The organism is Caulobacter sp. DMC95 (assembly GCF_056313785.1).
In genome coordinates, this window is the sequence record NZ_JBQUZP010000003.1 from 351,616 (window position 1) to 367,068 (window position 15,453).

Consider the following 15,453-nt stretch of genomic DNA (forward strand, 5'->3'; position numbering starts at 1 on the left):
TCCGTCGCGCCTGCGTCGCGTCCGTGCGCTAGAGAAGCAGGCATGAGCACGTCACGGCCCCTGTCCATCGCCCTCGCCGCCGCCATCCTCGCGTTCGCCACCGCCTCGCAAGCCGCAGAGCCCGGCCGCGCGCTTTGGGTGATGAGCTACAACATCCGCTACGACAGCCCGGACGACCGGCCCGACTGGCGGGCGCGGCGGGGGCCGATGGTCGAGCAGATCCGCTTCTTTGCGCCGGATATCCTGGGCCTGCAGGAGGCCTTGCCGACGATGGTGGACGACCTGGCCGGGGGCCTTGCGGGCTACGACCGCTATGGCGTCGGCCGCGACGACGGCGCCGGGCGCGGCGAGACGACGACGATCTTCTATCGCGCTGAGCGGTTCCAGCGCGTGCTGGCCAAGACCTACTGGTGCTCGCCGACGCCGGAGATCCCGGGCAAGGCCTATGACGCGGCCTTCCCCCGCACGGTCACGCGCCTGGTCCTGAAGGACCGGGTCACCGGCGTGACCTTCGATGTCCGCAACGCGCATCTGGACCACATCGGCGCGGAGTCCCGGGCCAAATGCGCCGCCCAGATCCTGGCGCTCGCGCCCTGGCCCAAGGCCCGGCTGATCACGCTGGGCGACTTCAACAGCGCGCCGGACGATGCGCCCTATCGCCTGCTGACCGCGCCGCAAGGTCCCTATCGCGACGCCCGCGCGGCCGCATCCAGCGTCTTCTCGCCGATGACGGGCACCTTCAACCGGTTCACGTCCGCGTCAATCGGCCCGCCCATCGACTACATCTTCGTGGACCGCCGGCTGAACGTCGAGCGCTTCGCCGTGCCGACCGACATGTCCGACGCCGGCGTCATCTCGGATCACTTCCCGGTGCTGGCCGAGATCACGCTGTCGCCGAGCGCTCGCTAGGTCAGCGGGCCGCCGGCGTCAGCAGGTTCGGGTCGATGAACTGGCGCGGCAGGGCGGGACCTTCGAAATAGGCGCCGAGCCAAGACCCGCCGCCGCCGTTGAAATACTCCACCCGCAGGGCGTGACGGCCGGGCTGCAGGGTGATCTCGCCTTGGGCGCTAATCACCCCATGGTCGCCGTCGTTGTCGACCACCGCCTTGCCGTCGACATAGAGCTTGCTGCCGTCGTCCGAGGCCAGGGTGAACCGATAGGCGCCCGCCGTGTCGATCCGCAGGTCGCCCTCGAACACCACCGCGACATTGTCCTCGCGCGGCACGGGCACGCCGGCCAGGGCGATGTCCAGGGTCACGCCCGAGGACGCCGGCTGCAGGCGCGAGAAGTCAGGGAGACGCACCGCCGGCTCGGGCAGCAGATAGGTCTTGTAGGCCACGCCACGCGGCTGGGCGGCGTCCTGGCGCACGATCCGGAAGTAGCCGGTGGCCGTGGCGCTGGCGGCCTTGCCGTCGACGAACAGGCCTGCGCGGACGATGGTGTTGCGGGTGATCTCGACCGGACCGTCATAGCGCGGCGAGGCGGCGGTCGGGGTCGCGCCATCGAGGGTGTAGCGGATCTCGCCCACCGTGTTCGGGTTGCGCAGGGTCAGGCGGGCGTTGCGATCGACGAACAGGCCGCCCGGCGGGGTATTGCCGTCACCCGCAGGCTCGATCACCGGCGCGGCGTGGAAGCCGCTGATCATGTAGGTCTGGGGCGGCATCGGCGCGCCCTTGCCGATCGGCGTCACGGCTCGCCCGAGCCAGGCGTAGGGGGTCTGCACGCCCAGCAGCCAGGCGGCCGTGGCCGGCGTGTCGAAGGTGTTGATCGGCAGGTTCAGTTGGCGGCCCGGCTGCACCGGCGCGCCATAGGCGATCCAGGGGATTTCCAGCTCGGCCAGGGTCTCGCCGCCGTGCCCCTTGCCCACGCCGCCGTGGTCGGAGCTGATCAGGATGACCGTCCGATCGGCGATGCCGGCCGCGACGGTCGCCTGGCGGATCTTCTCGATCAGCCGGTCGGCCTTGGCCACGGAGTCATAGTATTTCGGCGTGCCGTGGCCATAGGCGTGTCCGGCGTGGTCCACGTGGTCGAGGTGGACGAACAGGAACTTCGGCCGCTTGTCCTGGATATAGCGGACGGCCAGATCCGTGGTCTCGTCCTCGGTCTCGGCGCGGCGGTCATAGCTGACGAAGCGATGGTCGTAGAGATTGCCAAAGCCGTCCCAGTGATAGATCGAGCCGATCTCCCAGGTCGGGTTCTGCTCGCGCAGCACCTGGAAAATCGACGGGAAGAAGCCGCCCGTCCCGATCACAGCGGTGGGGAAGTTGAACTCGCCGACCTTCCAGTCGTTGCTGGTGACCCCATGCTGCTCGGGCCCGGCCCCGGTGATCATCGAGGCCCAGTTGGCGGCGCTGGTGGTGGGCATCACGCCGCGCGCGCGCAGGCTCCAGCTGCCCTGCTTCATCATCGCATGCATCGTCGGCGTATCGGCCTTTTCAACGCCATCCGGGCTCATGCCATCGACGCCGATGATGATCACATGCTCGGCGGGCGCCTTGGGGCGCGCTGGTTCGATCGCCGGGCGCGCCTGGACGGACGTCGCCGCCAGCAGGATCAGGATCAAGGCGAGAGGGCGAAAGGCGGCTTTCATGACGGGCTCCGGGACCAGCGACCAGTCCGAGCCTCAAACGCACTTTGGCCTCATCTGGTCTAGACCAGATTAGCGCCCGATGATTGCGGTTTTACGACTTCCGGCGACGCGCCCTGGGCTTTCGCCTAGATCACCGCCCGCGACCGCTCGCCCACCTCGCTCGACAGCGCCCCCGCGACGATCTCCAGGCCCCGGCGCAGGGTCTCGCGATCGCCGACCGCGCCAAGGCAGATGCGGACGCCGCTTTCGTGGCCCGGCTCAACCACGGGCGCATCGGGGGCGGTGACCTCGGCGCCGCCGCGCAGGGCGCGGCCGGCCAGGCGTTCAGCGTCCAGCTCGCTCATCGGCAGCCAGATGTGCGGCGCCATCGGCGATTGCGGGGTTTCGACGGCCTCGCCGAGGATCTCGCGGGCGAGGGCCAGACGCGCCCGCCCCTCCTCCCGAGTCTCGGCCAGGATGGCGTCGGCCGAACCGTCCTCGATCCACTGGGTGGCGATCAGCCCGCCAAAGGCCGGCGGGGCGTAGGCGACGATGCGCAGGGCCTCCACGGCGCGCTCGAAGGTCTCAGCGGCCGGGGCGACCAGGAAGCCGGCGCGCAGGCCCGGCGCCAGGGTCTTGGAGACGCCCGACACATGGAAGGTCCGCTCCGGCGCCAGCACCGCGAACGGCGGCGGCGCGCCTTGCGCATAGGCGCCGTAGATGTCGTCCTCGACGATCGTCAGGTCATGGCGGCGGGCGATCTCGACGATGGCGTTGCGGCGGGCCCGGCTCATGATCCGGCCGGTAGGGTTCTGCAGGGTCGGCAGCACGGCCAGCACCCGCGCCCCGGTGGCGCGGACCGCCGCCTCCAGCGCATCGGGGCGCAGCCCCTCGGCGTCCATCGGCAGGCCGCGCGTGCGCCAGCCGCTGTAGCGGGTCAGGGCCTTCAGCCCGTGATAGGCCAGGGCCTCGGTCAGCAGCACGTCGCCGGGACGCAGCACCGTGTTCAGGGCCACCGCCAGACCCTGCTGGGCGCCGGCGCAGCAGATCAGCCGCCGCCAGTCGACGCCCTCATAGCTGCTGGTGCGCGACAGCCACGCCGCCCCCGCCCGCCGCTGCGACTCGTGACCGGCCGGCGGGGCGTAGGCCAGGTGTTCGGAGAGATCGGCCCGGCGACGCAGGCGCGCCAGGGCCTCGGCGATGCGCGAGGCCGCAGCGGCGGCGGGCGCGATGTTCTGGGCCAGGTTGATCGGCCCTTCCCGCTCGTAGGGCCGGTGCTCGGCTGGCGCATTGACGAAGCTGCCGCGACCGACATGGGCGCTGACCAGGCCCGCCTTCTCGGCCTCGACATAGGCGCGGGTGACGGTGCCCAGCCCCATGCCCAGGCGGTAGGCCAGGTCGCGCTGCGGCGGCAGGCGCACCCCGGGCGCCAGCGCTCCGGACGCGATGTCCGCGCGCAGGGCCGCCACCAGCCGCTCGTAAAGCGGCGCGGCGCCGGCGGGGATAACGGGCGTCCAGGTCGGAGTCACAGGAAAAGTCCTATATTGTCACGATAACAATATGATCTTTGACTCTCGATACAATCAAAATCATCACGGTGACATTCAAGCCCACTCTCCGAGACAAGGAGGCCCGAATGACTCCGGAACTGATGCTGGCCTATGTCGTGTTCTGCTTCGCCACGGCGGGCACGCCGGGACCCAACAACATGATGCTGCTGGCTTCGGGCGCGAACTTCGGCTTCCGCCGCACGGTGCTGCACATCCTGGGGATCAGCGGCGGCCTGGGCTTCATGGTGCTGGCCATGGGTCTGGGCCTGGGCGGGGTGTTCAGAGCCTATCCGGTGCTGCACGAGATCCTGAAATGGGTCGGCGCGGCCTACATGCTGTGGCTGGCCTGGAAGATCGCGACCTCCAGCGCGGTCACCGACCGGTCGCTGGGCAAGCCAATGACCTTCCTGCAGGCGGCGGCGTTTCAGTGGGTGAACCCCAAGGCCTGGGCCATGGCGCTGGGCGCGGTGACCACCTACGCCCCCGAAAACTCTGGCTGGACGATCGTGCCGCTGCTGGCCGGGACCTTCATGCTGGTGGGCGCGCCGTGCAGCGCGGCCTGGGCGGGCTTTGGTCAGGGCCTGCGGCCGTTCCTGGACCGCCCGGCGGTGCTGCGGACGTTCAACGTGACCATGGCCGTGCTGCTGGTGGCGTCCCTGGTTCCGATGGTGGCGACCGGCGGACATGGCCTGACAAGCCGGGCGCAGACAGCGACAACCGCGCCCGCCGTTCTGCTGGCCGTCGACCTCAAGCGCTGAGGTCTCTAGACAGCCGCCACGAAGCGTTCAACCGTGGGCTGACCACAGTTGAGAGAGTCCCGTGACCGAACGCCTTCTTCACCGCCGCGCCCTGCTGACCGGCGCCCTGGCCCTGGCGGTGGCTCCCGCCCTCGCCCCGACCCTGGCGCGCGCTGCGGCGACCACCACCACGATCACCGTCGGCGATCGCGAGCTGGCGCTCAGCGTCTTCCGGCCCGCCACACCCAAGGGCGTGATCGTGTTCTCACACGGGGCGGGCGGATCAGCGGAAAACTACGCCGCCCTGCTGGACGCCTGGAGCCAGGCCGGATTCCTGGTGGTCGCGCCGCTGCACGTCGACTCTCTGAAGCACCCCCGCAAGGCCGAGTACACGCTGCAATCGGCCTTCCCGGTGCGGCTCGCCGATGTCGGCGCGACGGCCGGCTGGGCGGCGAGCGTCGCGCCTGGCCTGCCGCTGGCCTATGCGGGCCACTCGTACGGCTCGCTGATGTCGCTGATGCGCGGCGGCGCGCTGGAGACGATGATCCCGGCCCGCGATCCCAAGGCCAAGGCTGTGCTGTGCTTTTCGAGCCCAGGGACCATCCCGGGGCTGATGGGCCCGACCACCTTTCAGACGCTGAACGTCCCCACCCTGATGATCACCGGAGAGCAGGACGTCGTGCCGGGCATGGCGCCGGACTGGCGCGCGCATCTCCGCGCGTTCGAGGAAAGCCCGGCCGGCGACAAGTACGCCTGGATCGGCAAGAGCGTCGATCACGGCCTGGCGCACCATCCCGAGCAACCCGCCTTTACGGAAGCCTCGGCGCTCAGCATCACGTTCCTGAAGGCGGAGGTGCTCGGCGACGCCGAGGCCAAGGCCGCGCTGGCGGCCCAGACCTCGACGGCGGCGGCGGAGTTCCGGCGGCGCTAGCGCCGAGCGCGCCGTCCCCCGGAAGTGGGGCGGGAGGAAGCTCAGCCCTAAAAGCCCGACCTCCCCGGCGAAGGCCGGGGCACAGATTCATCCGGTGCGGTGGAGGATGATGCGACATCGCTCCGGACTGAACGGATGGGACGCCTGGGCTCGATCTGGATCCCGGCCTTCGCCGGGAAGGTCGGGCTTCTGAAGGGAGGCTGGGGACCGCTCTCGCCTCTCGGCCGACGAAACAGCGCCCCCTCAGGCCACCGCCGCCAGATGCATGCGGCCGCCGTCGTCGACGATGCTGTCGATCGCGTCAGCCGTCACCGGGGCGCTGAACAGGAAGCCCTGGGCCTGGACGCAGCCGATCTCCTGCAACTGCTCGCGCTGCTGGTTGGTCTCGACGCCCTCGGCGATGACCGACAGGTGCAGCGCCTTGGCCAGCCGGACGATGGCCGCGACCACCGCGCCGGCCTCCTTGTCGCCGCCCAGCGGGGTGATGAAGCTGCGGTCGATCTTGATCTTGTCGATCGGATAGCGCCGCAGATAGCTCAGCGAGCTGTAGCCGGTGCCGAAGTCGTCGAGCGCCAGCGAGAAGCCCATCTCACGCAGGCGGCGTATGGCGTCGTGCGTGGCCTCGTCGTCGCCCAGCAGCGCGCCTTCGGTGATCTCAAGCTCGATCTTGTCGGCGCGCGCGCCGGTCTCGGCCAGGATCTCGGCGACGAGGTCGGGGAAGCCGACCTGGCGCATCTGCAAGGCCGAGACATTCACCGCCACCTTCAGATCCTTCCAGCGCAGGCTATCGGCGAAGGCGCGGCGCATGATCAGCCGGCCCAGGTCGTCGATCAGCCCGCAATCCTCGGCCAGGGGCACGAAAGCGGCCGGCGAGATCGCGCCCTTCTCTGGGTGGGTCCAGCGGGCCAGGGCCTCGACGCCCAGGACGTGGCCCGTAGCGTCGACCTGGGGCTGATAGGCCACCCAGACGCCGCCGTCCTTGAGCGCCTTGCGCAGGTCGGCCTCAAGCCCGCGCCGCGCCTTCAGGGCGGCGTCCATCTCGGCTTCGAAGAAACAGTAGCGGCCGCGTCCCTCGTCCTTGGCGCGGTACATGGCGACGTCCGCTCGTCGGGCGGCCTCGACCGCGCCGACATAGGCCTCTTCCGGCGTGATGATGGCCACGCCGACCGAGCCGCCGACGAACACCGTGCCGCACGACAGCTCGACCGGCGCGCCCAGCGCAGCCACCAGACGCTCGGCCAGGGCGGCCGCGCCATTGGGGTCGATATCGGCGGCCACGACCCCGAACTCGTCGCCGCCCAGCCGGGCCAGGGTTTCAGTAGTCCGGCACAGGCCCGCCAGGCGCGCGCCGATCACCTGGATCAGCTCGTCCCCGGCCGCGTGGCCGTGGGTGTCGTTCACGGCCTTGAAGCGATCCAGATCGATGGCCAGCACCGCCAGCGCGCCGCGGCGACGCGCCAGACCGTCGACGCCTTGCCGCAGGCGTTCCTCGAACAGGACCCGGTTGGGAAGGCCGGTCAGGGCGTCGTGCATGGCCATGTGCTTGGCGCGCGCTTCGCTGGCCACCAGGCCCTCGGCGATCCGCCGGCTGCGACGCGCGAAGATGAGGGCCACAGCGGCCAAGCCGCCAACGACCAAGAGGATAGGGATCACCGCCTTGCGCAGCAGGCGCTGGCCGGGATGCGGCGGCGCCCAGTCCAGCGTCGCCACGACCTTGCCCGTGTGATCGCGCAGCGCCACATGGGCGTCCTTGGCTTCCGGCCGCATGTCGCCTTTGTGCAGATGGATGCCGGCGAGCAGGAACCGGCTGGAGAAGGCCTCAAGGAACACCGCGTCGATCTTCAGCGCGGTGACCACCACCGGCGCGCGGGGTTGGCGGAGGACCGCCTTGCCGAAGTCGGGCTGCACCAAGCTGGCCGTCACGATGTAGGCCTCGCCATCGAGCGACTCGATGGAGCTGACCTGCGCCGGCGCGGACACCAAGCCACCGTCGCTTCTGGGTCCCGTAACTCTTGGCCGGGCCGCCTCCAGCCTTCGAAGCTTGGCGATCAGCGGCGCGAGACGGGGGGTGTGGCGCTCATAGTCGGCCGCAGAGGTCGTTTGCCCGACCCGCGCGCTAAGCCGCGGGCGACCCTGTCCGTCGACCACGAAGATCATGTCAAAGCCGGCCTGACCCATCAGGTAGGCGCTGATATTCTCTTCAGCCCAGCCCAGGTCGAACCGGTTGTCGAGGTTCTTGACCGCGTCGTCCCATAGGACCTGCGGCGACACGACCCGCTGCAGGTCGGCGATCTTGGAGTCGACGCCGCGCTGCACCAGCTGTTGCTCGTGACGCAGGGCGTCGCGATCGACGCGCGCGGCGATCATGAACAGCACCGCCACCAGCACGCCGACCGTCAGCAGGGCCATGGCCGCCAGGGGTGCGGAAAGGCGGGCCTCGACACCCTTCATGATCGCGAACGTCCAATGTTGCAGAGCAGATCGTCCCGTTCTCGCAAGCCATGGCTAAGCTCCACCTAACGCTCCCTGAGGCAACTTGTCGCAGGTCGGCGACCGGGTCGCCCTGCGGCGCGCGGGGGGAACATTTCCTTTGGCCGGGAAAGGCTCTAGAGAGACCGACCGTTCTCTCCAGACTTGTGACACCACCGTGAGACTGCCCCAGGCCCGCCTCGACCAGGTTCTCGACCGTTTCCGTGAAGTGGAAGCCCGCATGGGCGCGGCCACCGACGGCGGCGAGATCGTCAAGCTCTCCAAGGAGCACGCCGAACTGCGCCCGGTCGCCGAGGCTGTCGAGCGGCTGGCCAAGCTGAGCGCCGAGCGCGCCGAACTGGACGTCATGGCGTCCGATCCCGAGATGGCCGAGATGGTCCGTGACGAGATCCAGGCGCTGGACGAAAAGCTGCCGGTCATGGAGCGCGAGCTCGCCCTGATGCTGGCCCCCAAGGACAAGGACGAGAACGCCTCGGCCATCCTGGAAGTGCGCGCCGGCACCGGCGGCGACGAGGCGGCCCTGTTCGCCGGCGACCTCTTCCGCATGTACCAGCGCTACGCCCAGACCCAGGGCTGGCGGGTCGAGGTCGACAGCATCTCGGAAGGCGAAATGGGCGGCTACAAGGAAATCGTCGCCTCGATCACCGGCGAGGGCGTGTTCGGCCGGCTGAAGTTTGAGAGCGGCGTGCACCGCGTGCAGCGCGTGCCGGCCACCGAGGCGCAAGGCCGCATCCATACCTCGGCCGCCACGGTCGCGGTGCTGCCTGAGGCCGAGGACGTCGAGATCGAGATCAAGGAAAGCGACCTGCGGATCGACACCTATCGCTCGTCGGGCGCCGGCGGTCAGCACGTCAACAAGACCGACTCGGCCGTTCGCATCACCCACTTGCCGACCGGCGTGGTGGTGACCTCCTCGGAAAAGTCGCAGCACCAGAACCGCGCGCGGGCCATGAAGAACCTGAAGGCGCGCCTCTACGACATGCAACGCGAGGCCCTGGACAGCGCCCGCTCAGAGGCCCGCAAGAGCCAGGTAGGCAGCGGGGATCGTTCGGAACGCATCCGCACCTACAACTTCCCGCAGGGTCGGGTGACCGACCACCGCATCAACCTGACGCTCTACAACCTGGCGCGGATCATGGAAGGCGACGCCCTCGACGATGTGATCAACCCGCTGATCGCCGAGGACCAGGCCGAGCGCCTAGCCAGCCTCGAAGAAAGCTTCGGCTGATGAGCTGGACCCGCACCTACGACGAGGCCGAGCCCCAGCGGGTCAACAAGTGGCTGGCCCAGAGCGGCGTGTGCTCGCGCCGCGAGGCCGAGCAGCTGATCAGCGACGGCCTTGTTTCAATCGACGGCGAGGTGGTCGAGGACGTCGGCCGCAAGATCCAGCCGGGCCAGACCCTCACCCTGGCCGATCGCGCCACCGCCAAGCTGGACGCCGTCCCGACCTATCTGGTGCACAAGCCGCGTGGCGTGGTCTCGTCGCAGCCTGATCCCGGTCAGGTGCCGGCCGCACGTCTGCTGACGCGCGCCAACCTGTGGGGTGACGCGCGCGGCGTGGCGATCCCGCAGTCGGGCGACCTGATCCCGCCGATCGGGCGTCTGGACAAGGACTCGCGCGGCCTTCTGCTGCTGTCGCAGGACGGCGTGGTGGCCAAGGCCGTGATCGGCCCGCAGTCGGAGCTCGAAAAAGAGTACCGCGTCGCGGTGATGGGCGAGCTGACCGAGGAAAAGCTCGAGCTGCTGCGCTTTGGCCTGGAGCTGGACGGCCGCGAGCTGCGCCCGGCCGAGGTCGAGGTCATCTCCGAGCAGCGCCTGCGCTTTGTCCTGCGCGAAGGCCGCAACCGCCAGATCCGCCGGATGTGCGAGCTGGTGGACCTGAAGGTCGTCGACCTGTTCCGCGTCCGCGTGGGCCCACTGGACCTGGGCGATATGCCCGAGGGCCACTGGCGCCCGCTGACGGCGGCCGAGCGGGCGGCGCTGGTCGCGGGTTAGAGCCCTTTTTTATCCGATCTGAGTGATGCAGTCAGATCGGAAAGGGCTCTAGTGAGGAGCCGCCTCGCTGGCGACCGTCGCGGGCCTGCGGAAGGTCAGCCGATCGGCCCAGCGGTTGACCACCGCCTGCACTGGACTATCGATCCAGCGCTCGAACGCCAGGGCCGTGGCCACCGCCAGGGGAAAGGCCATCGCCCAGAGCGTCCATTGTACGGGCTCGGACAGGTGAAGGCCCTCGATCACGATGTGGGTGAGCCGGAACCAGATCATCGCCACCAGAATGTGCGTGATATAGAGCGAGAAGGATATCCGGCCGGCCAAGGCCGCGAACGAGGCGCCTCGCGGAACCCGGATCACGCCCCCGGCGGCGATCAGCAGTCCCAGCAGGATCATGCTCAACAGATCAAAGCGCCCGACGAACTGCAGCCCGATGACCATCACCCCCGCGACCACGGCCATGACCGGCGCCAGCCGCTCGCTGGGCCAGTTCAGTTCGCTGGCGCGGGCGATGCAGGCGCCGAATGCGAACAGCGGCAGCGCCCGCAGAACCCCCAGATTGAAGGGCAGGTCGTACAGGGCCCGGCCATAGAGGCTCTGGCTGAGCCCGTTGGCCGCCCAGATCACCACGACGCCGCCCCCGAACAGCAGCAAAGCGCCGCTGACCCGGCTGAGCTTGCGCCAGAGCGTGGGGAAGGCCGCGTAGCAAACGACCAGGGCTGACAGCGACCAGGTTGGAAGGTTCCAGCCGGCGCCGAGGTCCAGACCCCAGGCGTGGATCAGCAGCGCTTGTGCCGGAAGATCGCTCCATTGCAGCTGCGCCGGATCATGTGTCGTCAGCCCGACCGTCGCCGACAACCCCACCACCGCTGCGAACGCCGCCAAGACGATAATATGGGCCGGCCATACCCGCAGCACCCGCTTGGCAAGGAAGCGCTCGTCGCTGACCGCTCCGGAAAGAACCTTCCGCCCATAGGCGCGTCCCAGCACATAGGCCGACAGGATCAGGAAGAAATCCGTCGCCAGATAGCCCCGCTGAAACAGCGGGCTAAAGCCCGTCAGCGACCTTGGCCCCTCGCTCTGGTAATGAAACAGCACGATCAGCCCGGCGGTCAGAAACCTCAGACTGTCCAGGACGACACGCCGGGAGCTCCCAGGCTGCGGCTCGCCTGTTTCAGCCTGGGACGGAATGGGCGGACGCAAAGGCATCAGACGGAGACTCGAATGGTTCTCCTGCGACCTCTGCAACGGATCGGCCAGAACCGGCGCCGACAGGATGACGGCAACCCATTCCGAGGATCTCCAACTTGGTCTCTAGGGGGCATGCGCCCTGAGGGGCGTCCCTAGGCCTCAGGGGCGCGTGTAGGGCGTGAACGCTCCCAGGCGGACAGCGGTGTGGCCGCGAACGCCCTTGCCGCCCGGGCTGGTCAGGGCCACGCCATCCCCCTGGCACAGCGCGCGAGGGCCGACCGAGGTGCGCACCGCATCGCGGGCCAGCCCTTGGGCGCCCATGGTCGGGCGGCTGACAAACACGGTTCCGTCGCGCATGCGGTAGAGGATCGCCGTCTGCTCGACGACCCAGACATCGCTGACCTTGCGGCCGATGATGCAGTTGACCGGCTGACCCGGCGCTCGACCGTTCAGCTCCTGCGCCAAGCTGGCCTCGCCCGGCCCCGCGCCGCCGTCAGCCGCCCAGGCGGCCGACGTCAACGCAACCGCCAGGGCTATGGCGCCGAGAGCGCTGTAGGCCTCGCGGCGCATGGTCAGCGCTCGAAGTAGGGAACGAACGCGCCCAGTTGCGCCGAGGCGCCCGGACGACGAAGACCCTTATCGCCGCGCATGTAGACTGTCGAACCGCCGGGTTCATTCACCGCCACAAAATCGTTTTGGCAGATCGCACGCGGCGACTTGCCGATCGCTTCCACGACGCCTTCACGCGGCAGCAACTCCGTGCCCTTTGCCGGCCGGTTCACGAACATCGTTCCGTCCGGCATGCGAAACAGCAAAGCGGTGCGGTCGATGACGCGAGTCTCGACCACGAGACGGCGGGTGATGCAGGGCACCGGTTGCCCGGGCACGCGACCGTTCAATTCCCGGACAAGGCTGGCTTCGCCCTGCGGATAAGCTGGAGCGCCCGGGTCGCCCGCCATCGCCAAGCCAGGCGCAATCATCGCCGCCACGGCCAGGGCGCCAGCGCTGCGGAGCTTCGCGCCAAGGGTAAACATCGCCATCGAACCCTCCTTGCGGGCGGGACGAACCCATCGTTCCCCCACGCCTGACGGTAACGATGACACACACCCTCAGATTGTCAAACCGGACAATTACGCCTCAGCTCAACCCGCGCGCGGTCAGCGCGCCTTGGGCCTGTCGTACGGGGTGAACGTGCCTAGGCTGACAAAGCCCGCATCGAACCGCGCGCCCGACTCCAGCAAGTTCACCGCATCGAAGCTGCAAAGGCGCGTTCCGACGGTCCGGGTCACCAGCGTTTGGTCGCGTCGCAGGGCGTCCGCGCCGATCCGCGGCCGGTTCACATACAGCCGCCCGCCGCGCAGCCCGTAGACGATGGCGGTCTTGTCCACGATATCGACGGTGTCGACGTTGCGGGGGTCGATGCAATTGACCGGCGCGCCGGCTGTGCGGCCGTCGAGCATCTTGGCCAAGACCTGTTCCGGCGGCGGCTTGGGGCTCGCCGCGTTCGCCGCGCCGGCCGCCGCGAAGGCCAGCATCGCCACCAGTCCGTTCAGCTTGTACCGCATGGACCTGATCTCCTACTCCGCGGCGAGGGTCTCCGCCGCTTTCGCGGCCTGGATCTCGGCCGCCTTCTTCTCAACGAGGTCGACGATGTGATCGATCATCCCCTCGTTGGACTGTTTGTGGTCGGGCTTGCCGGCCATGTACACCATGCCCGCGCCGGCTCCGCCGCCGGTGAAGCCGATGTCGGTCATCAGGGCCTCGCCTGGGCCGTTCACGACGCAGCCGATGATCGACAGCGACATGGGCGTGGCGATATGGGCCAGGCGCTCTTCCAGGGCCTCGACGGTCTTGATGACATTGAAGCCCTGCCGCGCGCACGACGGGCAAGCGATGATGTTGACGCCCCGGTGGCGCAGCCCCAGCGACTTGAGGATATCGAAGCCGACCTTGATCTCTTCCACCGGATCGGCGGCCAACGACACCCGGATCGTATCGCCGATGCCGGCCCACAACATCGAGCCGATGCCGATGGCGGACTTGACCGTGCCGGTGCGGGTGGCGCCGGCCTCGGTCACGCCCAGGTGCAGCGGACAGTCGATGGCCTCGGCCAGCTGGTAATAGGCCGCGACCGTCATGAACGGATCGGACGCCTTCACCGAGATCTTGAACTCGTGGAAGTCGTGGTCCTGCAGGATGCGGGCGTGGTTGAGGGCGCTCTCGACCATCGCCTCGGGGCATGGCTCGCCGTACTTTTCTAGCAGTTCGCGCTCCAGCGAACCGGCGTTGACGCCGATCCGCATCGAGCAGCCGTGGTCGCGGGCGGCCTGGATGACGTCGCGTACGCGGTCGGGGCTGCCGATATTGCCCGGATTGATCCGCAGGCAGGCCGCGCCGGCCTGGGCCGCCTCGATGCCGCGCTTGTAGTGGAAGTGGATGTCGGCCACGAGCGGGACCTTGGCCTCGCGGGCGATGGTCTTGAACGCGGCGGTGCTCTCGACGTCAGGGCAGCTGACGCGAACGATGTCGGCGCCGGCCTCCTCCAGCTGGCGGATCTGCTCCAGCGTCGCCTTGGCGTCGCTGGTCAGGGTGTTGGTCATCGACTGCACCGAGATCGGCGCGTCGCCGCCCACCTCGACGGAGCCGACGCGGATCTTGCGCGATTGCCGGCGCGTGATCATGCGCCAGGGACGGACGTGCGTGTGGTCTGCGGCCATGGCGCTAATTTAGAGGGTGTTGGGGCGGGATAGAAGGGGCTTCCCTCTCCTTCTCCCCCTGCGGGAGAAGGGAACTAGCGCGCGGGCGCCGCCGGAGCAGCCACCGCCGGCGCCGCTGGGATCAGCTTGGCCACAGAGGTCTGGTTAGAGGACAGGCGGCCGGTCAGGCGGCCGTTGTAGTAGACGTCGAACAGCGACGGCTCCACCACGTCCAGGATCAGGCCCGGGGTGCGCGGGGCGCTGTAGGCGTCGCCGGCCGACAGCCAGCGGGTCATGGCGATGCCGCCGTCGGCGCGGCGGACGGTCAGGGCGCCGGCCTTGCGGGCCTGGATCAGCACGCCCGAGGCGTCCGCGGCGCTGGCGCCCAGGATCTGGCCTTTCGGCTTGAACGGCGCGCCGATCACGACCGCGTTGGCGGTGTCGGTCACACCGGACGCAGCCTCGGCCTCGGCGCGGGCCTTGGCGGCCAGCTTGGCGGCGTCGACCGAACCGCCATTGGCGGCGGCGTCGTCGAGACCGGGGGTCTTGTAGGGTTCGGGCGTGGTCGACTCGACCGGCGCAGGCAGCGGCGCGCCCAGCGACACCGAGCCGCCCGGACCAACCGTTCCACCATGGGCGACCCGCACCTGGGCCGACTCCGGCGCGACCTGCGGCGGCGGTTCGTCCTTGGTGATGGCGCGCTGGGCGACGTTCCACAGCAGGATGGCGCCGACCACGAGAAGGCCGCCGGCGAAGATCAGCGCCAGACGCGGGTCACGCTCGCGCCGCACGCCCACGGGCGCGCGCAGTTCGGCGCCCTCGTCGGGCGCATCGTTCTTGAAGCGGGCCACGGCCGCCTCGGCGTCCAGGCCCAGGAGGCCGGCATAGGCGCGGACATAGCCGATCGTGAAGGGGCGCGAGGGCAGGTCGTCGAGGCGCATGTCCTCGAGGGCCTCGATATAGCTCTGGCGGATGCGGGTGCCGTCAGCGACGTCTTGGGTGGTCAGGCCGCGAAACTCGCGCGCGGCCTTCAGCGCCAGACCAATGTCGGCGCCCTCTTCCAACGACGGTTGGCCTACGGCGATCGGAGCCTCATCCGTATCGACGTCGGCGACGAGGTGCAAACGCCTCACGTTCCCCGTATCCAGCGGCATAATCGGCTAAACGCCCCCGAAAATCGCGCCGCACGCGAAGCGCGCCGCACTCCCCCACCCCGGTTATACGGAGTTCTTAATATGTGTTTGTGAATATCAAACTAAGTAGCGGGATTCAATGTACTAAACGGTGACGCTTGGTT

General features: G+C 69.0%; 14 protein-coding genes. 5 read left to right on the forward strand and 9 right to left on the reverse strand.

Annotated features, from left to right (window positions below):
• Nucleotides 1–42 precede the first annotated feature (42 nt).
• A complete protein-coding gene (locus ACT53N_RS09745; protein ID WP_476063704.1) occupies nt 43–909 on the forward strand; it encodes an endonuclease/exonuclease/phosphatase family protein in 867 nt (288 codons plus the stop codon).
• Nucleotide 910: 1 nt separating this feature from the next.
• On the opposite strand, the gene ACT53N_RS09750 is transcribed toward ACT53N_RS09745, so the two are convergent.
• Both ACT53N_RS09750 and ACT53N_RS09755 read right to left on the reverse strand, forming a co-directional pair.
• Nucleotides 911–2,590 carry an alkaline phosphatase family protein gene (locus ACT53N_RS09750; protein WP_476063705.1) on the reverse strand — a complete coding sequence of 560 codons (1,680 nt, stop codon included), beginning with the start codon at nt 2,588–2,590 and terminating at the stop codon, nt 911–913.
• A gap of 125 nt (nt 2,591–2,715) precedes the next feature.
• Entirely contained in the window at nt 2,716–4,098 is a 1,383-nt protein-coding gene (locus tag ACT53N_RS09755) for an aminotransferase-like domain-containing protein (RefSeq protein ID WP_476063706.1), read from the reverse strand.
• 107 nt (nt 4,099–4,205) lie between these two features.
• Here ACT53N_RS09755 and ACT53N_RS09760 point away from each other — a divergent pair, with 107 nt between their 5' ends.
• Together ACT53N_RS09760 and ACT53N_RS09765 are read left to right on the forward strand one after the other, a co-directional pair.
• Nucleotides 4,206–4,877 carry a LysE family translocator gene (locus ACT53N_RS09760; protein WP_476063707.1) on the forward strand — a complete coding sequence of 224 codons (672 nt, stop codon included), beginning with the start codon at nt 4,206–4,208 and terminating at the stop codon, nt 4,875–4,877.
• Between the two features lie 61 nt (nt 4,878–4,938).
• Nucleotides 4,939–5,787, forward strand: coding sequence for an alpha/beta hydrolase (locus tag ACT53N_RS09765; RefSeq protein WP_476063708.1), 849 nt, complete (start codon nt 4,939–4,941; stop codon nt 5,785–5,787).
• 243 nt (nt 5,788–6,030) lie between these two features.
• Here the strand turns inward: ACT53N_RS09765 and ACT53N_RS09770 are convergent, their stop codons facing one another.
• A complete protein-coding gene (locus tag ACT53N_RS09770) occupies nt 6,031–8,238 on the reverse strand; it encodes a putative bifunctional diguanylate cyclase/phosphodiesterase (protein ID WP_476063709.1) in 2,208 nt (735 codons plus the stop codon).
• A 196-nt stretch (nt 8,239–8,434) separates the two neighbouring features.
• Here ACT53N_RS09770 and prfA point away from each other — a divergent pair, with 196 nt between their 5' ends.
• Both prfA and ACT53N_RS09780 read left to right on the forward strand, forming a co-directional pair.
• Entirely contained in the window at nt 8,435–9,505 is a 1,071-nt protein-coding gene (gene prfA, locus ACT53N_RS09775; protein ID WP_476063710.1) for a peptide chain release factor 1, read from the forward strand.
• Nucleotides 9,505–10,272 (forward strand): pseudouridine synthase, encoded by a 768-nt coding sequence (locus tag ACT53N_RS09780; protein ID WP_476063711.1) that lies wholly within the window; start codon nt 9,505–9,507, stop codon nt 10,270–10,272. The genes prfA and ACT53N_RS09780 overlap by 1 nt, the downstream gene beginning before the upstream one ends.
• 48 nt (nt 10,273–10,320) lie before the next feature.
• Here the strand turns inward: ACT53N_RS09780 and ACT53N_RS09785 are convergent, their stop codons facing one another.
• From ACT53N_RS09785 to ACT53N_RS09810, 6 genes are all read right to left on the reverse strand, one after another.
• The gene (locus tag ACT53N_RS09785; RefSeq protein ID WP_476063712.1) at nt 10,321–11,478 is read right to left on the reverse strand and encodes an acyltransferase family protein; all 1,158 of its coding nucleotides are present in this window, start codon (nt 11,476–11,478) and stop codon (nt 10,321–10,323) included.
• Nucleotides 11,479–11,619: 141 nt separating this feature from the next.
• The gene (locus ACT53N_RS09790) at nt 11,620–12,030 is read right to left on the reverse strand and encodes a hypothetical protein (protein ID WP_476063713.1); all 411 of its coding nucleotides are present in this window, start codon (nt 12,028–12,030) and stop codon (nt 11,620–11,622) included.
• Between the two features lie 2 nt (nt 12,031–12,032).
• Nucleotides 12,033–12,500: a hypothetical protein gene (locus ACT53N_RS09795; RefSeq protein WP_476063714.1), complete on the reverse strand. Its 468-nt coding sequence runs from the start codon at nt 12,498–12,500 to the stop codon at nt 12,033–12,035.
• A gap of 117 nt (nt 12,501–12,617) precedes the next feature.
• Nucleotides 12,618–13,025, reverse strand: coding sequence for a hypothetical protein (locus ACT53N_RS09800; protein WP_476063715.1), 408 nt, complete (start codon nt 13,023–13,025; stop codon nt 12,618–12,620).
• Between the two features lie 12 nt (nt 13,026–13,037).
• Nucleotides 13,038–14,177 (reverse strand): flavodoxin-dependent (E)-4-hydroxy-3-methylbut-2-enyl-diphosphate synthase, encoded by a 1,140-nt coding sequence (gene ispG, locus ACT53N_RS09805; RefSeq protein ID WP_476063716.1) that lies wholly within the window; start codon nt 14,175–14,177, stop codon nt 13,038–13,040.
• A gap of 74 nt (nt 14,178–14,251) precedes the next feature.
• On the reverse strand, nt 14,252–15,310 hold the full coding sequence (locus ACT53N_RS09810; protein ID WP_476063717.1) for a helix-turn-helix domain-containing protein: 1,059 nt from the start codon (nt 15,308–15,310) through the stop codon (nt 14,252–14,254).
• Between the last annotated feature and the right edge of the window lie 143 nt (nt 15,311–15,453).